This is a genomic window from Deltaproteobacteria bacterium RIFCSPHIGHO2_02_FULL_44_16, from assembly GCA_001798185.1.
In the GTDB taxonomy this organism is placed as follows: Bacteria; UBA10199; UBA10199; order 2-02-FULL-44-16; family 2-02-FULL-44-16; genus 2-02-FULL-44-16.
The window spans coordinates 40,332-57,257 of record MGRM01000003.1; the positions used below are offsets into that span (position 1 = coordinate 40,332).

17 protein-coding genes and 2 tRNA genes are annotated in these 16,926 nt (G+C 43.6%); 12 read left to right on the forward strand and 7 right to left on the reverse strand.

The window, feature by feature from the left end; all coding sequences use genetic code 11:
• Positions 1 to 111 precede the first annotated feature (111 nt).
• Positions 112 to 576, reverse strand: a complete 465-nt coding sequence (locus A3C46_01625) for a hypothetical protein (protein ID OGQ23619.1) — start codon at positions 574 to 576, stop codon at positions 112 to 114.
• A gap of 150 nt (positions 577 to 726) precedes the next feature.
• Between A3C46_01625 and A3C46_01630 the strand changes: the two genes are divergently transcribed.
• Together A3C46_01630 and A3C46_01635 are read left to right on the forward strand one after the other, a co-directional pair.
• A complete protein-coding gene (locus A3C46_01630) occupies positions 727 to 1,146 on the forward strand; it encodes a hypothetical protein (GenBank protein OGQ23620.1) in 420 nt (139 codons plus the stop codon).
• Entirely contained in the window at positions 1,146 to 2,492 is a 1,347-nt protein-coding gene (locus A3C46_01635) for a DNA repair protein RadA (protein ID OGQ23621.1), read from the forward strand. Before A3C46_01630 ends, A3C46_01635 begins: the two co-directional genes overlap by 1 nt.
• 2 nt (positions 2,493 to 2,494) lie before the next feature.
• Here A3C46_01635 and A3C46_01640 read toward each other — a convergent pair whose 3' ends face one another.
• Both A3C46_01640 and A3C46_01645 read right to left on the reverse strand, forming a co-directional pair.
• Entirely contained in the window at positions 2,495 to 2,758 is a 264-nt protein-coding gene (locus A3C46_01640; protein ID OGQ23622.1) for a hypothetical protein, read from the reverse strand.
• A gap of 247 nt (positions 2,759 to 3,005) precedes the next feature.
• Positions 3,006 to 3,266, reverse strand: coding sequence for a hypothetical protein (locus tag A3C46_01645; GenBank protein ID OGQ23623.1), 261 nt, complete (start codon positions 3,264 to 3,266; stop codon positions 3,006 to 3,008).
• Between the two features lie 238 nt (positions 3,267 to 3,504).
• On the opposite strand from A3C46_01645, the gene A3C46_01650 reads away from it, so the two are divergent.
• The 6 genes from A3C46_01650 (at position 3,505) to A3C46_01675 (ending at position 8,616) form a co-directional block, all read left to right on the forward strand.
• Complete coding sequence (locus A3C46_01650; protein ID OGQ23624.1) at positions 3,505 to 5,013, forward strand: 2-methylcitrate dehydratase; 1,509 nt, start codon at positions 3,505 to 3,507, stop codon at positions 5,011 to 5,013.
• 152 nt (positions 5,014 to 5,165) lie between these two features.
• Entirely contained in the window at positions 5,166 to 5,549 is a 384-nt protein-coding gene (locus A3C46_01655; protein OGQ23625.1) for a hypothetical protein, read from the forward strand.
• Positions 5,550 to 5,608: 59 nt separating this feature from the next.
• The gene (locus A3C46_01660) at positions 5,609 to 5,821 is read left to right on the forward strand and encodes a 50S ribosomal protein L31 (GenBank protein ID OGQ23626.1); all 213 of its coding nucleotides are present in this window, start codon (positions 5,609 to 5,611) and stop codon (positions 5,819 to 5,821) included.
• Positions 5,822 to 5,863: 42 nt separating this feature from the next.
• Positions 5,864 to 6,940, forward strand: coding sequence for a peptide chain release factor 1 (locus A3C46_01665; GenBank protein OGQ23627.1), 1,077 nt, complete (start codon positions 5,864 to 5,866; stop codon positions 6,938 to 6,940).
• Positions 6,937 to 7,812 (forward strand): protein-(glutamine-N5) methyltransferase, release factor-specific, encoded by an 876-nt coding sequence (locus tag A3C46_01670; protein OGQ23628.1) that lies wholly within the window; start codon positions 6,937 to 6,939, stop codon positions 7,810 to 7,812. Before A3C46_01665 ends, A3C46_01670 begins: the two co-directional genes overlap by 4 nt.
• Before the next feature lie 48 nt (positions 7,813 to 7,860).
• A complete protein-coding gene (locus A3C46_01675; protein OGQ23629.1) occupies positions 7,861 to 8,616 on the forward strand; it encodes a hypothetical protein in 756 nt (251 codons plus the stop codon).
• 125 nt (positions 8,617 to 8,741) lie between these two features.
• Here the strand turns inward: A3C46_01675 and A3C46_01680 are convergent, their stop codons facing one another.
• Positions 8,742 to 9,914 carry a hypothetical protein gene (locus tag A3C46_01680; protein ID OGQ23630.1) on the reverse strand — a complete coding sequence of 391 codons (1,173 nt, stop codon included), beginning with the start codon at positions 9,912 to 9,914 and terminating at the stop codon, positions 8,742 to 8,744.
• 349 nt (positions 9,915 to 10,263) lie between these two features.
• Here A3C46_01680 and A3C46_01685 point away from each other — a divergent pair, with 349 nt between their 5' ends.
• Complete coding sequence (locus A3C46_01685) at positions 10,264 to 11,244, forward strand: glutamate formimidoyltransferase (protein ID OGQ23631.1); 981 nt, start codon at positions 10,264 to 10,266, stop codon at positions 11,242 to 11,244.
• A 40-nt stretch (positions 11,245 to 11,284) separates the two neighbouring features.
• On the opposite strand, the gene A3C46_01690 is transcribed toward A3C46_01685, so the two are convergent.
• Complete coding sequence (locus A3C46_01690; protein ID OGQ23632.1) at positions 11,285 to 12,652, reverse strand: hypothetical protein; 1,368 nt, start codon at positions 12,650 to 12,652, stop codon at positions 11,285 to 11,287.
• Between the two features lie 178 nt (positions 12,653 to 12,830).
• Between A3C46_01690 and A3C46_01695 the strand changes: the two genes are divergently transcribed.
• From A3C46_01695 to A3C46_01705, 3 genes are all read left to right on the forward strand, one after another.
• Entirely contained in the window at positions 12,831 to 13,703 is an 873-nt protein-coding gene (locus A3C46_01695) for a hypothetical protein (protein ID OGQ23633.1), read from the forward strand.
• A 41-nt stretch (positions 13,704 to 13,744) separates the two neighbouring features.
• A complete protein-coding gene (locus A3C46_01700; protein OGQ23634.1) occupies positions 13,745 to 14,887 on the forward strand; it encodes a hypothetical protein in 1,143 nt (380 codons plus the stop codon).
• A gap of 106 nt (positions 14,888 to 14,993) precedes the next feature.
• The gene (locus A3C46_01705; protein ID OGQ23635.1) at positions 14,994 to 16,145 is read left to right on the forward strand and encodes a hypothetical protein; all 1,152 of its coding nucleotides are present in this window, start codon (positions 14,994 to 14,996) and stop codon (positions 16,143 to 16,145) included.
• A gap of 52 nt (positions 16,146 to 16,197) precedes the next feature.
• Here the strand turns inward: A3C46_01705 and A3C46_01710 are convergent.
• Positions 16,198 to 16,274 (reverse strand) — tRNA-Ala (locus tag A3C46_01710).
• Between the two features lie 182 nt (positions 16,275 to 16,456).
• A tRNA-Ala gene (locus A3C46_01715) sits at positions 16,457 to 16,532 on the reverse strand.
• Positions 16,533 to 16,926: the final 394 nt, after the last annotated feature.

The following is a 16,926-nucleotide window of genomic DNA, read 5'->3' on the forward strand; positions in this document are numbered from 1 at the left end:
AGAAAGCGTCTGGCACTTCTTTTGGTTTGCAACTCTCATCGCCAAAAGAAGTGTCAGGCAGCTTCTGGCTCAACAACAATCGCCAGAAATCTGCCAGACACCTTTTGGCTCTTAATACGGTTCATAATCCAAAAATAAAATGACTATTCTTAAAATGATATGTGCATAAATCCCTGCAACGACATCGTCGAGCACAATTCCCCAACCAGCTTTACAATTCCGTTCAAGCCATCGACACGGAAAAATTTTGACCACATCAAAAAAACGAAACAAAAGAAATCCGACAAAAATCGTAAGAAAATTGAAGGGAAGAAAAGCCATCGTGATGACAAACCCGAGAATCTCATCAATCACCACTTCTTTTGGATCTTTTGTTGCCAACATCTTTTCGGCTTCGCTTGAACTCCAAACGGAAATAAAAAGAAGCCCTATTACAGTCACACTATAATGAAGGGATGAAAGAGAAGCGATTGCCATATAAAGAAGAACTCCGAGGAGCGTGCCAAATGTTCCAGGAGCTAAAGGGAGTTTTCCAATTCCGAAACCTGTTGCCAAAAGGAGAATGATTTTTTGCATAAACGCTGTCTAGCATCGCTGCCTTGAAAAAACAATATCACGCTCATGCTGAGCCTGTCGAAGCATAGTTCACCCTTCGACAAGCTCAGGGTGAACGCTTCTTATAATTAGATCCTGGATTTCCATGATGCGGCTTGTTATGCGATTGCCATGAATGACAAACAAAGTTGTCAGTGCGAAAAGTGCCGTGAGTGTTGCACGCGTGATCCGGGTTGGTTTCTTCCAGAAGAAATCAAACCTGCAGCCGATTTTTTGAAACTTTCGGAAGAGGATTTCCGAAAACAATATTGTACAGAACATCAGGTTGAGGGAACCATTGTTCTGGCACCAAAAAGAAAACCTCTTGTTTCGCGCCTGTCTGCTCGGGCTTCGTGCGCGCAGTCCAGTTGGTCTGTGCTGACAAAGCCCATCGCAGCGGCGCATTCACCACACAGTGGATGTATCTTTTTCCGCGAAAATAAATGTAGTATTCATCCGGTCAAACCTTACGAATGTCGCAAAGTTTTTGGATGCGAAGGTCCAAGAAGACATACACGAATTCGGGAATTGATCGTCCGGAGGTGGAGCTAATGGCCAAACCGAAAACAATCTACGCTTGTCAAACCTGTGGTGCACAGTCGCCGAAGTGGTTGGGACGATGTCCCGAGTGCGATGCCTGGAATAGCTATGTGGAAGAAACAAACATCGAAGCTAAACGTTCACTCCTTCCAGAGACAATCTCGATGGCTCTCCCTCTTGCTGAAATTCAAAGTGATGAAGGGCATCATATTCCAACTGGCATCGAAGAGTTCGACCGAGTTTTAGGGGGCGGCTATGTCCCTGGGAGCATGATTCTCATTGGGGGAGATCCGGGCATTGGAAAGTCGACCATCATGATGCAAGCGTTTTCTCGCATTGCGTCGAAAGGAAAAAAACTTCTCTATATTTCAGGCGAAGAGAGCGCTTCACAAATTAAACTTCGCGCAGATCGGATGAATGTATCTGAAAAAAGTTTTTATGTGGTTGCTGAAAATTGTCTCGAACGTGTGGTCGAACAGATTAAAAAATTAAAGCCCGATGTCATTGCGATCGATTCGATTCAAACAATTTATACGAACGATATACAATCTGCTCCTGGTACTGTGAGCCAAGTTCGCGAGTGTGCTGCGAAACTCCTCATGCTCTGCAAAGGGAGTAATATTGCCTGTTTCCTCGTAGGACATGTTACCAAAGAAGGTGCGATCGCAGGGCCAAAAGTCTTGGAACACATGGTCGATGCTGTCCTCTACTTCGAAGGAGAGCGAGGTCATGCGTATCGCATCTTGCGTACCATGAAAAATCGTTTCGGAAGCACGAATGAAATCGGCGTGTTCGAAATGACGGGACAGGGTCTCATGGAAGTTAAAAATCCTTCTGATATTTTTCTGGCTGAACGCCCTCATGCATCTGCCGGTTCTGTCGTTGTCTCTTCGCTTGAAGGTTCACGTCCGGTTCTTCTCGAAATCCAGGCGCTTGTCTCTTCATCCCCACTCGCAAATCCACGACGGACATCGCTTGGGATCGACTCACAGCGGGTGAATCTTCTGGTCGCAGTCTTAGAAAAAATTGTCGGCTTACAACTTTATGATCACGATATTTTTGTGAACGTTGCCGGCGGCATTCGTATTACCGAACCGGCAAGTGATCTCGGAGTCATGGCAGCCATTGCCTCGAGTTTCAAAAACAAACCGATCAATCACACGACGATTCTGATTGGCGAAGTAGGACTTACGGGTGAAGTACGAGCGGTGATGGGAATTGAAGCGAGACTCAAAGAAGCTCAGAAGATGGGATTTACGAAAGCCGTCATCCCCTCTTCGAATCTGAAATCAAAATTCTCTTCAAAACTCGAAGTGATGGGTGTGACAAACGTTGAAGCATGCCTTGAATTACTTTAACTTTATTCGTCGTGATCGCCACTCGAAGGTTTTTCAGCAAAATATCGCGCATTCAGAATAGGCTCGCATTTTCTCTTCCAGATCACGACTGTTTCACCACCGTAAGTATAACGCGTTTGAGTTTCCGTACATATCTGCGTCACCTGTCCTACTCGAACTTTGCCCTCATCATTTACAGGAATATCTTCTCTCACTCCCCATCGATACTGAACTGGTTCTTCAGGTTCCCGCGAATTCGTTGGTTCTCTGTTGATTGGTTCTCCCATAAACACCTCCTGTTTATACCCCTCTTATGTATCGAACGAACAAAAAACAAGTTGCGTTAATAATAATGTCTGTTAATAATAATGTCATTCTGAGGCGCTAGCCGAAGAATCTCGTGCTTTTCACGGGATCCTTCGTTGCACCCAGGATGACAAAGAAGCTTCCAATTCGTGCATTTTCGCAAGCACTCCAGACCGCCCCCTTCAATAATCTTCGGAATTGCCTGCACCTTTAACATAGCTTTGGTTTTCAGTGGTAATCGTATCCTTTGAGCACTTCACTATTCGTCGGAAAAAAAGAATCGACGAGTATATTTTTCATCACTTTTAAAAGAGAGGGCGACAGCTCCATTTTGTATCGGCGATTATAAAATGGAATGCGAAGGCTCATAAGATACTGAAGAGTACGACGCGAAACAATGTAATCATCATTGTCTAAAGGAAAAAGATGGGAAACTTTTTTGATATTTTTATCAACCTGATGAAAGCGGAGTTGATGAATCTTGGACATGACATGATAGTCTCACAAAGCGCCTCATCGATCACTCGTCACGACACTCTTGCTTCTTCATGGTAAGAATGTAAGAATCGATCTCCAAAATTTTCTATTGTTTTCGGGTCCTGCCGCCTGCGGCATTCCGGAGTCTTCGCGACTATGCGAAGACGTCCGAAATAGCGCTCCGGCGTCACCCCCAATTAATTATCTCTTTTGGAGATCGATTCTTATCAGAATATTCCGAGGAGGAATCATGCAGCAGCATCATGTTCGTGTGTACGCTTCAAAAGAGAAACTTCCCAAAGAAGAACAGCTTGCTTGGAAAATGGCTGAACTCGCAGCTCATAATACTAGTTACGAATCCGATACATTAGAGATGGTCGGCAATCGCATCATTGACAATGCAGCAGTTGCGATCGCCGCGATCAACCGCGCCCCGATCAAAGCCGCACGCGCGCAAGCTCTTGCGCATCCGCGAAAAGATGGAGCTACCCTTTTCGGGATGCCACACGATCAAACCTTTGAGTGCGAGTGGGCTGCATGGGCTAATGGCGTTGCGGTGCGTGAACTCGACATGCACGATACTTTTCTCGCTGCTGACTATTCTCATCCAGGAGATACAATTCCTGCAATCATCGCAGTCGCACAGCAAACCAATAAAAGTGGAAAAGATATTCTTCCTGCAATTCTGACGGCGTATGAAATCCAAATGAATCTCGTCAAAAATATTTGTCTTCACGAATTTAAAAAAGATCATATTGCCCATCTTGCTCCAGCCATCGCTGCTGGACTTGGAACACTTCTGAAACTCGATACAGAAACAATCTTTCATGCCATCGGTCAGAGTGTTCATCTCTCCTTTTCTACTCGACAGGCGCGCAAAGGAGAAATTTCAAGTTGGAAAGCTTTTGCTCCTGCATTTGCAGCAAAACTCGCTATTGAAGCAACAGATCGAGCGATGCGCGGCGAAAAATCTCCAACCCCGATTTATGAAGGCGAGGATAGTGTGATTGCCTGGATGCTTGGAGGGAAAAAAACCTGCTACGCCGTTTTCTTACCCGAGACAGGGGAATCTTGCCGAACTATTTTGGAATCATATACGAAAGAACATTCGGCTGAATACCAATCGCAAGCCTTAATCGACATGGCGTTTCGTTTACATGAACGAAAACTGAATTTTTCAGAAATCAACGAAGTTGTGATTCGCACAAGTCATCATACGCACTATGTGATTGGCACTGGCTCTGGTGATCCTCAAAAATTTGATCCCGATGCCACACGTGAAACACTCGATCATAGCGCCATGTATATTCTCGCCGTCGCTTGGGAAGACGGCACATGGCATCACATCAAAAGTTATACAAGCGAGAGAGCTCACAGACAGTCGACAGCGCAGCTGTGGAAAAAAATTCGGACGGAAGAGAGTGAAGAGTGGACGAAAGCCTATCATGATGCAGACCCATCCAAGAAAAAATTTGGAGCTGAAATCATCGTGACAATGAACGACGGAACCAAAATCACCGAGCGCTTGGAGAATGCAAACGCTCATGTCAATGGAGCTCGTCCTTTCAGACGTCCTGAATATATCCACAAATTTACAACCATCACCGAAGGCTTGCTCGAGAAAAAAGAGACCGATCGTTTTCTGACACTTCTCAATTCACTTGAAAAACTTTCGGCCGATGATCTCAAAAAACTCCTTCCTGTTCTTCCACACGGAAAACTCGAAACTGCAACCAGAGATCAGCGGGGAATTTTTTAGTTTTTTGGGGCCTTACCGCCCCAGCCTTTGAAGCCTTATCCTCAAAAAAGCATTTCTCCTGAAAAAGGTATGTAAAAAGATTAATAAAACCAATTATTTACCAAGAAAACCCCCGCAAGGGGTTGGCAAAGATATTGCATTCACAAGAGTACATGGATCCTTTAAAAGGAAAAAAAGTGGGTGGTGATTATGGTTCTCGGCGAAAAGTCCTCTCTGAATCCTCGCATCAAGTGGCACGTTCAGCAGGCCAGCGACATCCGCAAGCATTAGCGTCTGAGACTCATAAAAAGGGGGCATTTGGAACAAATGCCACGTATAAACAAGGAAAGCTTTCCGGTGCTGGATCTCCCTATAAACGCTCGCTTCATCATCATTTGGAAGCAGGAACCGCTCCGACGCAATCCTCATCTGCAAAACCCCCGTCCACAAAAGCCATTCTCTCTTTTTTAGATCGAATCATTGCTGACGATCAACTCTCTTCCCAAGCGAATATCTTCAAAACCGTTAAAGAGGCCTCCAAAAAGCAGATTGGATAGTGCTTGCAAAGCTTTTACCCTCATGTTAGCTGACCCACCGCTTTGTTTATGGAGTTTCTATGAAAGAAAACATTCATCCTAAAAGCAGTGACGTGACGATCACCTGTGCTTGCGGCACAAAAATTGAGACCCGCTCAACCATGGGGAAAGATTTCAGCGTTGAAATTTGTTCTCACTGCCATCCCTTCTTTACGGGCAAACAAAAGCTTGTCGACACCGCAGGACGAATCGAACGATTCCAGAAAAGATACCAAAAAACGAAACCTTCATAGCTGCCTCCATTTTTTCTATCCCTCATTCCTTGGGAGGCGCACATGTTTGAACAATTAAAAGCAGTTGAAAAACGTTTCGATGAATTGACCCAAAGACTTTCCGAACCTACTGTTTTGTCTGATCAACCTTTATATCGAAAACTTGCTCAAGAACATGCTCACTTAAAGAGGCTCGTCGAGGTGTATCGACAATATCAAAAAAACAAGCGCGATCTGGAACAAAACCGTCGTTTACTTGCAGAAGAAAAAGATGAAGTCTTATGTGAAATGGCGCGAGAAGAGCTTCTGCAACTCGAAGAGGAAAAGTCAAAACAAGCAGCGGAATTACAGATGCTTTTACTTCCACCGGACCCCAATGATGAAAAAAATATTCTTCTGGAAATCCGCGCGGGGACAGGTGGTGAAGAAGCAGCGCTTTTTGCTTCCGATCTTTTTCGCATGTACCAACGCTATGCCGAAGTGAATAAATGGAATGTGGAAATTCTCGAACAAAGTTCCACCGGACGGAACGGGCTCAAAGAACTCATCGCCCTCATTTCTGGGAAAAGTGTTTACAGTAAATTAAAATACGAAAGTGGTGTTCATCGTGTGCAACGCGTTCCTGAAACTGAAGCCTCCGGGAGAATTCACACCTCGGCCGTAACCGTCGCGGTTCTTCCTGAAGCTGAAGAGATAGATGTGACGATCGAAGACAAAGATCTTCGGATCGACGTTTTTCGTGCCTCGGGGCCAGGAGGTCAGGGAGTGAACCGCACCGATTCAGCTGTTCGTCTAACGCATCTCCCCTCAGGCATTGTTGTTGCCTGCCAAGATGAACGAAGTCAGCATAAGAATAAAGCTCGCGCGATGAAAATTTTGCGATCAAAACTTTTAGACATGGAACAACAAAAACAGGAAGCCGAAAGATCTGCGACACGAAAATCACAAGTAGGGACAGGCGATCGAAGTGAAAAAATTCGCACATACAATTTCCCTCAGAATCGTGTTACGGATCATCGTATTGGCTACACGATTCACAATTTAAGTGTTGTCATGGATGGAGATATCGAAGAGCTCATTACAAAATTGCGTACTTATTTTCAAACCGAACAACTGAAAGAATCCGCTTCTGCTTTATGAATATTAACGAATCCCTTACACTCACGGTAAAAAAATTCGAAGCCGCTGGTATTCTCTCTGCACAGCTCGATGCTGAGGTCCTTTTAGCACATCTGCTTCGCTGCACCCGCGCTGATCTCATGTTGCAACGAAACACTGATCTCACAAAAGATCAGATCCGCACGTTTGAATCTTTTCTGAAACGCCGTCAGGCACGAGAACCCATAGCGTACATTACGGGCACAAAAGAATTCTGGTCTCTTCCTCTTCATGTCACTCCCGACGTTCTCATTCCGCGACCAGAGACAGAACACCTGGTGGAAGCTGCGCTAGAAATAATGCCGCAGCTTGTCCGCCGAAGCCTTGGCGAAGGAGGATCGCCCCTACATATTTTGGAAATCGGCACGGGAAGTGGCTGTATCACGATGGCGTTGGCACATGAACTTCTCAATGCACAATTTACGGTCATTGATATCAGCGAACGAGCACTTGCTCTGGCAAAAGAGAATTTACAATTTGCGCAGGATCGCGTTACGTTTTTGAACACAAATCTTTTTGAAGAACTTTCTTCCACATCGAAATTTGATCTCATTCTTTCCAATCCACCATATCTTTCAGCATCTGATATGGAAGCGTGCGAACCCGAACTTCTCTTTGAACCACGCGAAGCACTGTATGGTGGAAAAGATGGTTTAGAGATCATTCGTCAGATTCTCTTATCAGCCCCCTCTCACCTTACTTCTCACGGATGGGTCCTTCTCGAAATAGGCGCCACCCAAGCTGATGCCGTAAAAACCATCGCTTCCACGCCGATCGACAATTACGACTACATCACCACCAAAAGAGACTTGGCACAAAAAGAACGAGTCATCGGCTTTCGAAAAAAACATTAAATTTTAAGACTTTTGAGCCTCATCAAAATATGTTACCCTTTCGTAGCTATGCTCTTGATTCCTTTGATTTATCTCAAAGATGGAAAAGCCATGCGCCTTGAACAATCCGCTTTGTCTCTTTTTCAAGAAGATATTGTTGCCATGGCTAAAAATTTACAAAGCGCCGGTATCGACACCCTCTTTATCATCGATCTCAATTTTTCTCACACCGGAACAAGTCCTCATCTTCCCCTTATTCAACAGATTATCGAGCAAGGCTCGAAAGTAATTCTTGGTGGCAATGCACGAAGCATCCAAAGCATTACCCCTTATATCGAATCAGGAGTGGAACAGGTGGTCTTTGGTTCCACGGCCTATCAACATCCAAAATTGGTGCAAGAAGCTTGCGAAATTTTTCCCGAAAAAATCGCAGCGCATATTGACGTCAAAGCAGGACGGGTAGTGGTTCCAGGATGGACCGTTGCCGCAAATAAAACTGCGCTTGATTATGTGGAACGCTTTCGCGATTACGGAATGAAAACGATTTTCTATTCTGACGTCAATGCCGATGAAAAATTATCACCAGACAATTTTGAAAGCACGCTGCAGTTTTGTAAAAAAGCAAAAATGCATGTCTTTATCACTTCTGAAATCTCCGAAGCTTCTGATGTGGAACACTTTGTGACGCTTGGAGCTCCTCATCTTAAAGCCTTAGTTCTTACCAAAGCATTTTATAAACAACTCATTGATGTCAAAGCTTCCCTCTCACTCATCTCCGATCTCCTCGTCGATGCAACGAATGACACCACGTTGATGGAAGAGTAAACCACTGTTGTCATTCCCGCATGTAGTAAGCGGGAATCCAGAAAGCATCGAAAACACTGGATCCCTGCTTTCGCAGGGATGACAACAAATGATCAAAAGACATTTATGAGATGAACTCTAGCGATCTAAGGAATAAATTTTAATGTCAGGGTCCCAATACCGATAAGCGCAAGAGCAAGAAGTGAAAGATAAAAAATCATGGTCACAAAACGTGGTTTTCCTGGTTTTCCCAAATTCCCCCACTGCCACCACGGAACAAAACGATGTGCCGATTCCTCAAAAATTTCCGGATCAACAAATGCTCCGAAAGGAGATCGTCCTTTTTTTTGTTTTACAAATTTATTTTTTCCAAGATGTTCACGTGAAATACCGAGTTCTGCTGCTGTGCGTGCTTCCAGGCTTTCTGATAAAAATTTTCCCTGTGCCTCTTTCTGGCTCTGAAAAAGTTCTTGTCCTTGAGAAGCCGTTAAACCAAGATAAAGAAGTTTTTCACTGGTGAAACCTTCTTTTCCAAAAAGATCACCGGGATTCAGTGAGCGCATCTGCTGCGCAAGTTCTGAGAACGCCTTGAAACGAGCGTATTTTTCAACTTTTCCCCCTTGAAGAAGTAAATCGGAAATGACAATCGCACCCTCACCTTTTGGGACGAGACCTCGAAAACGAAAATTATTGATAAGAGAAAGATCGATAGATTTTCCGATCGTGCGATGAGCAAGGCCTTGAAAAAATTCTCTAAATCCCGCGAGTGTTTTTTCTCCTAAAATCGTTTTGCCATCGGGTTGTTTTTGTCCCACCACAAATCCTTCTTCAAAAACACGACGGATGAGTTCATAGACGCGATGAAGTCGATCCTTTCCAGCTTCAAAAGGAGAGAGCCCAGAAATTCCTCCCCGAAGACTTCGAGTTTCTCCGGCTTTTTGTTCCTCTTTTTTTTCTACTTTTTTCTCCGTCTCCGTTTTCTTTTTTTCAGCCTCGTGCGCTTCCTGAGTTGTCTTCTTTCCCTCTTTGGCATCGGGTTTCACTTGGTCTGGCGGGACTTTCGGTTTTCCTTGAGGAGGAGGGTCGCGGCGATCTTGAATCACAAGCTCGGTTCCAGGAATTCGTAATTGTTGGTACAGAGAGAGAACTGACTGCGGTTGCTGTTGTCGGAGAACATCAGGAAGACGGCGAACAAGTTCATAGACAGGAGTGCCCTGAGTAAGTTCTATAAGATGAGCAAAGGCATTCTCCGTTTCAGGCGAGCCTGACTCATAATGTCGCACGTATTCACTGACCTTTTTTTCAATTTTGTCATTCATATTTTCTTTAAATATTAAGTAATTATAAAGATTTATTCAAGAAACTCAACAGCATTCTCATACTCACTCTCATGATATAGGCAGAGAAGAAATCAAAGGTTGAAGCAAAGTCCGAATCATTTTCTGCGATTGCGGTAGCGATCGCTCAAAATTTTAAATCGTTTGAGTTTTCCGATCACGTTTTCATTCAAGAACCGCTGATTTGTTGTTGCGATGCTTGACCTTCAGATATTTCTTCGAACGAGGCCCATAAACCCTTTTTCTCTTTTTAGGTTTTTCGTCGTTTCCCCTCTATTGCGCTCAGGTTTCCCCTGAAGTTTCACTCTTTCTTTCAGCAATAAAAAATGTCATGGGCATCACCATGAAATGGATTGAATGTGTCCCCAATATCAGCGAGGGGAAAAATCAGATTATTCTGGATACTCTTTCCGCAGAAATAAAAAAATTTTCAGGTGTAAAACTTCTTGATGTCGATTCTGGAAAATCAACCAACCGAACTGTTTTTACTTTTGTCGGAGATCCAAAAACTCTTGAAAAAGCCATATACCAATTTGTCATAAAAGCATTAAAGCTCATCGACATGCAAACCCATACTGGATTACATCCTCGCCTTGGCGCTGTCGATGTTCTTCCGTTTGTTCCACTTTTTGAAAGTACGATCACCGAATGCATTGAACTTGCCCACCGAGTTGGAAAACGTATTGGAGATGAACTCCAAATTCCTGTCTATATGTATGCAAAAGCAGCAACGAATGATCAACGCATTCGCCTTCATGATATTCGCAAAGGTGAATATGAAGGCCTCGAACAAAAGTTACAAGATCCTCTCTGGAAACCTGATTACGGTCTCGCAAAATTCGTTCCTCAAAGCGGAGCTCTGGTGATCGGCGCACGTGAGCTGATGATTGCGTATAATATTCATCTCGACACAAAAGATGTCAGCCTTGCAAAAAAAATTGCATCTCTCATTCGCGAATCAGGAACTGGGAAGAAACTCAAAGGCTGTCAAGCCATGGGCTGGTTCATACCGGAATATCACTGTGCACAAATAAGCACGAATCTGCATGATATCAATGCAACACCGCTTCATCTTGTTTATGAAACATGTTGTGAGCTTGCAAAGACTTTGAGAACAAACGTAACGGGAAGTGAAATTATCGGCATGGTTCCAAAAAAGTCTTTAATCGATTCTGGAAAATATTTTGCACCATCAAAATCTCTTTCAGAAAATGAACTTATTTCAGTTGCTATCGATAAACTTGGACTCAATCGATTTCATCAGTTTGAGCTTCAAGAAAAAATTATTGAAAAAAAGCTCGGATCTCAGTGAAAAGTCTCTCGGAGGCGACCTCTCACTACGTCAAAAATCCTCAAACGCCGGATTTTTGCCTGCGCTTCAGCCTGCTGTGCATTGAGGCTTCGTTTCCAGCGTCTGAAGACGCCGCTCGAGGCTCGCCTCCTACGGCCTTTTCACATACCTTCAACGTCGCGGTTTCAAGATCAAAGAAAAAATGTCCACTCTGATAAAGATATTCAACATCTTTATTTGTTTTCACTGGCGCAAATTGTGAGATGCGATCAGCCACACGAACATTGATGAGTTTCGTGTCAGGAAATTTAAGAACAACAGATCCAATTGCTCCTTCAAGTTGTTCCACTTCTTTCTCAATTCCATTCACGACAACTCTTTTTTTATTCACAATGAGCTTCGGTACGAGATATTGCTCTCTCTCATCTTCCGTCATTGATTGAAGAAATTGAAGGAGCACCGGAAGAGAAATATAAACAGTATTTGTATTAAAAGGTTGGGTTTTGTGATTTTTTTTCAAACCGAGAGATTGAAAAAAACCAACTTGGTTTGGCAAGATCTCACCGATTTCAACTAAGCGCAATTGCTCTTGAAAAAGGGCAAGAATCCCTCCCTTGATATCTTTATCAGTTCGATCAGTGGTCACTATCACAGCAGGAATTTTTTCCCGGGCAAGAAACGCTGCAATAAATGGATTTGCTGTTGCACTGATATTATCAGAATTGGCAAGAACCAAAATATCAATCCCTTCATCCGCTAATTTCTTGAATGCCCCTGAAAAATAAAGGTGATACAAAATCTGTCCATGCCCACCAGGAGCAAAACGATCTTCTTCTCGACCCTCTTCTAAAGGTTCATGTGAGCTGCTCTTCAATCGAGGGAAATCAGCTTGAAGATGATGAGGATAAAACTTGATCTCTGCTTCACGAAACTGCGACACATATTTTTTTGCAATGCGATCCCATCCTTTTTGAGTTCGTTCACTATTCCAAGGAATGATACCGAAAGAACGAAAGTCGGTTCGTCTTCGTAACGCATGTAAAAACTTCGCTTCTAAAATTGAAATTTCTTCTATCGTCGTTGGAAATGTCACTGCCGTTGCTTTGGATTCACCTTCTGTAGCATGGATATCAAGCGATGTTCCCAGACCCGCATTCATTTCAAGCACCACGACTCGAAGCTCGCGCGCTTGATCCAGAAGTTTTTGATTCCGACAAAGAGCTCGCATATCGACGAGATATCGATTTCTTTTTGCAACACTCATCGAAGAAAAAAAAAGAAAATCGGAATCTGACAAATCGACACATGTCTCTTTTCGATCTTTTTGATCAAAAAGAGCTAAAAAATAACGTCGTTGTACGTCTGAATAAACATTCAACATGTCGGTAAGTCGCTGTGTCATCATCATATCCTCTGCTTGACCTCTCATACTCTTCACGACATATAGTTATTTAATTTTCAAATAGGATATTGTCATCCCCGCGAAGGCGGGGATCCAGAAAGGCTCATAAATATCTGGATTCCTGCTTTCGCAGGAATGACATCTTACCCATGAAAAGTTAATTTACTATAACAATAGCGTCACATTTCATTACATAAGGAGCACGATGAAAACTCTACTTTTTACCACAACCATTCTTTTATGCACGTTCTGTACAATGACAGTGCATGCAAAGACAACATATTCTGTGGCCCCTGCCATTGGAACTGGAGTCGACGTTCATAAGCTTGAAATTTTTGAAAGACTCGTTCGAAACGAAGTCGCGAAACATTCCCAAGCAACACTCGTCGAAAAAAATGCTCACGTACAACTCTTTCCTGAACTGACACGCCTTGAACACACCTATATTCTCATTATTACAGCCGAGAAAGAGAAAACCTGGACTCAAACGAAGAAAGCGAAGCTTCAAAATTTTGATGAACTTGATACCGGAGTTGCTCGAGTTGTCAGTGCCATTATTGAAGGAAAAGAAATTGAACAGACTGCAGAACGTGGAACGGTACTCAAAGAAGAACAAGATGAGCCAACTCGCGTGAAATCGATCTCTGGCTGGGAAATCGCTCTGGGCGCAGCTTTGCCGTTCTCCGATGCTCTTCGTTCGCATAAAACTATGTATGCGTTGGGAATTGGCTACATGTGGGATATCAACGATTTTCTCGTGGAACTTCGAAGCGATTTGCAATTCGGCATGAATGATGCGCGCATGAATGCGTCGTCTTTCAGTGTGGGTGGACATTATGTTCCGATCAATGCGCGCACGACCGCTCTTTATACTGGCGTTGATCTTGGATTTGTCCATATCGATGATAACAACACGAAGGGGAAAAGTGGCTTCGGCATTGCAGGAAATGTCGGTGTTCTTTTCTTCCGTCACGCCGACATCAACGTCGACGTCCGTTTTCGAACCATGGTCATGGCTGATAAATTCAACGGTAGCGTCCCTGTGATCGGAGCTCTTCTCGTCGGACTGCATTTTTAAAAAGAACGCAACCAAATGGGTCTTGAAGCGATAAGTACTTCATGACATTGAAAAGAATAAAAGAGCAGTTATGTTGGTCTGAGCAAGTTGCTTTAGAGGATGCCGTTGCAAGCTTTATCACTGATGAACTCGAACCTGATGAGAGCTCCCTCTTTTCCCGCCAAGAAGTGAGCTTTTATCTGAAAACACATGAAGTTGATGGACTCAAAACACTCGATGAACTCACCAAAATGAAACTCCCAAACTCCTGCCAGCTACGCGCCCCTCTTTTTACAGAAGATGTTCGAAAAGAGGTTCTTCGACTTGTAGAAATGGCACGTACAGGGCACACTCTCAATTACAACTCCATCTTCGATCATTTTCCAGGCGAAAAAACACCTCTCGGGCAACCTGATTCGCGAGTCATCGAAAATTTAATGACCGCACTTTCTTTTAAAAGTGACACGGGTACCTACGATCCTCTGCGATCTGGATATCCAAGCAACCATGTAAAAATACTTCTTGAATGGAACGAAGAGGAACTCACTCCGCCTTCTGAATTGTTTCCCAGTAATGTTGAAGAAGCCACGCAAGAGATATGGCTCCTTGCAACACATCGTCTCTTACAAGAAGCGTGGATACGACTTTTTCGGCCACGTCTTAAGGAAATAAATGACCTGGAATCAATGTATCTCAAACAATTAAGCAAAAAATTCCCAGTTGTAAAAATGACCCCTGAGTTTTCCTTCTCTAAAATGTCACTAATGATTGAAGGAATAGCTGATGCGTCTGGAAATTTTCGTAAGGAACGACATGCAGCTCTTGAACAAATTAAAACGGATTTTCGCGCTTCCCTTGAAGAGGTCATGAAAGATGTGAGTCTCGTTAAAGAAATCTTTGCTGCTGCTACTGCAAGCTATGTTGTAACCCATACGCATTCTTTTGATGAGGAAGATAAGAAAGTACAAAAAGAGCTCGCACTTGGCCCTCTTCCTCCAGAAAAGGAGCCCTTAGATCAAATAACTCAGCATATTGAAACCATGCGCGAATATGCTGATGGATCTGAGACTGAACCTTTTGTAAATAAATTGAACCGAACCGTAAAAGCATATGCAGTGCAAGATCCAGATTTTTCTGATGTAGACGTCGCAATGTTGACTCCGGAAGAAGCAGCGATGGGATATCAAGGAATCTACTCTCAATGAAGGAAAATCTGGAGAAGAACTTCTCTCTTCACAAGAGGTCTCACAATATCTTTCACAGTCTCGTGAAGCAGCGCTTCAAACCCTCGAACAACTTGCAAAACTCAATTTGAAAGAAAAAAGTTGTCGTCCCAAAGCAAAATTATTTGCCCCTGATGTTGCGAAACTTCTGCTTGAACAGGCACAAATGTTACGAACAGGAAGTCCAGTTGATTTCGATTTCTTGAAAAATCGTCTCTCCTGGGAAGCTCTCGATCACGGAACACCGGATGAAGATTTTATCAATGCGCTCGTCAGAACAGTATTAGAATATGATGTCCGTAGTCCAAGTTTGGTCGAACGCCTTGATGGTAAACTAACAGCAACAAGCCTGAAAGGAAATCTTGTCTATCGCTCCTATAACTTCGTTCCTCCACGACGGCTCTTTTCTGAAAGCATAAGTAAACCTGCAACACTTGCCCTCCAGACACTCGCTGACCTCTTTATTAAAGAAGCCTGGAGAAGAGCTTTTGATATCAAAGAAGGCGATGGGTATTATGCTTCATATAAAAATTCAAATCTGGCAAACGAACTTGATAAAAAATATACACATTTAAATATCTTTCTCGGACAGAGCGTCAGCCAGGAAGTTTTTTTATATATGGATATTGATACCGCTCTGGTTGAACAGGGAAAAATAAAGAAGGAAGATATTCTGAAACAATCACGTGAAGTGGTGGCTGAAGTGGAAAAAGCCATTGCAAGCGAGCTTCGTGCAATGATGTCAAAAAAATCAATTGTTGAAGGCTTGATGACGGCAGCAGATGTTCAACATGGTCTTCACTTAGGTATTGCGCTTGAACGTGAAATTGATCGCATCGATCGACTGAGAAATCTGGTTGAAACTCCGGAAGAACGAGCAAGATTTATACAAATATTACAGCGTGCAGTGGGAATGTTAGGAGAAGAATTTAGCGATATTGACATCCAACTTCTTGAATCACGTCATGCTGCGATGGGATATGCTGGACTGTATGAAGGAAGCGCGAACCCAAAACAAAAATCAAAAATTTATGTTCCGATGACTATTTATGGAACAGATCAGCGTCGAGAGATCAATGATGTCTTAGAAATTCTGGCGCATGAACTTGCACACCATAAGGTCCGAAAAATGAAAGCCGCTGGAGGCGGTCTCAACGATGCCCACAGCCTCGATCATTCTATCGTCACACAACGCTTGAATGGTGAATTGAGAAGACGAGCCCCATCTCTTCTTGAATAGATCTTAGCGTGCCAAGCCGTAGCTCCCCACCGATTCAATGAGGAGCGAAGGCTGGTGGAGCCGAGGGGGCTCGAACCCCTGACCCCCACAATGCCATTGTGGTGATAGCCCCTTCGACTGTTCAGCTCCAGAACTTTCTAAGTTGTACTTATTACAAAGAAAACATTTTTATTACAACAGGTTGTCAATCAAAACCTACAACTGAGTACCATCTTTGGATGTCGGAGAAAAACGGACAATCTCGGATCATTGCGGAGTCGATTGGTCACAAATTGGTCACGCGCGTTTCCCGGAAATATCGATTTCATAAATTGTGGAGCCGAGGGGGGTCGAACCCCTGGCCTCTTGCATGCCATGCAAGCGCTCTACCAGCTGAGCTACGGCCCCGAAAATGAAAGCCGAACATGCAGAAACAGAGCTTGGTTGTCAATAAAAGAGACTTCTAAAGAACCAGAGGAATGTAACTATCTTGACGCAATATTAAATCTGTGTCAAATTAGTATCAATGAAGAAATATATACCAACTCAGCTGAGAACAAAGCCTTTTTCAGTGCAAGAAGCATTAGCTCATGGCTTGAACAAGGCATGTCTCATGCGCATGCTAAAGGCTGGTCTCTTAGAGCGCATAAGTCGAGGAATTTATCAAACCAGAAACAATGAGGAGAATGGAGAATCTCTCTATCGAGTGGCAACTCTCCGTTGTGGCATGCCTTCAGCTATAGCCCGCGCAAAACAAGATGTCGGGTTTGAGGTGTTGTGATATACGAGGTGGGTGAGACAC

Bases quoted from the DNA above. Each gene is read 5' to 3' on its own strand.
- A3C46_01635 (OGQ23621.1), top strand. From the start codon at position 1,146: ATGGCCAAACCGAAAACAATCTACGCTTGTCAAACCTGTGGTGCACAG.
- A3C46_01655 (OGQ23625.1), top strand. From the start codon at position 5,166: ATGGATCCTTTAAAAGGAAAAAAAGTGGGTGGTGATTATGGTTCTCGG.
- A3C46_01695 (OGQ23633.1), top strand. From the start codon at position 12,831: ATGAAAACTCTACTTTTTACCACAACCATTCTTTTATGCACGTTCTGT.
- A3C46_01690 (OGQ23632.1), bottom strand. From the start codon at position 12,652: ATGAGAGGTCAAGCAGAGGATATGATGATGACACAGCGACTTACCGAC.
- A3C46_01665 (OGQ23627.1), top strand. From the start codon at position 5,864: ATGTTTGAACAATTAAAAGCAGTTGAAAAACGTTTCGATGAATTGACC.
- A3C46_01640 (OGQ23622.1), bottom strand. From the start codon at position 2,758: ATGGGAGAACCAATCAACAGAGAACCAACGAATTCGCGGGAACCTGAA.
- A3C46_01660 (OGQ23626.1), top strand. From the start codon at position 5,609: ATGAAAGAAAACATTCATCCTAAAAGCAGTGACGTGACGATCACCTGT.
- A3C46_01675 (OGQ23629.1), top strand. From the start codon at position 7,861: ATGCTCTTGATTCCTTTGATTTATCTCAAAGATGGAAAAGCCATGCGC.
- A3C46_01700 (OGQ23634.1), top strand. From the start codon at position 13,745: ATGACATTGAAAAGAATAAAAGAGCAGTTATGTTGGTCTGAGCAAGTT.
- A3C46_01685 (OGQ23631.1), top strand. From the start codon at position 10,264: ATGGGCATCACCATGAAATGGATTGAATGTGTCCCCAATATCAGCGAG.
- A3C46_01670 (OGQ23628.1), top strand. From the start codon at position 6,937: ATGAATATTAACGAATCCCTTACACTCACGGTAAAAAAATTCGAAGCC.
- A3C46_01645 (OGQ23623.1), bottom strand. From the start codon at position 3,266: ATGTCCAAGATTCATCAACTCCGCTTTCATCAGGTTGATAAAAATATC.
- A3C46_01680 (OGQ23630.1), bottom strand. From the start codon at position 9,914: ATGAATGACAAAATTGAAAAAAAGGTCAGTGAATACGTGCGACATTAT.
- A3C46_01650 (OGQ23624.1), top strand. From the start codon at position 3,505: ATGCAGCAGCATCATGTTCGTGTGTACGCTTCAAAAGAGAAACTTCCC.
- A3C46_01630 (OGQ23620.1), top strand. From the start codon at position 727: ATGAATGACAAACAAAGTTGTCAGTGCGAAAAGTGCCGTGAGTGTTGC.
- A3C46_01625 (OGQ23619.1), bottom strand. From the start codon at position 576: ATGCAAAAAATCATTCTCCTTTTGGCAACAGGTTTCGGAATTGGAAAA.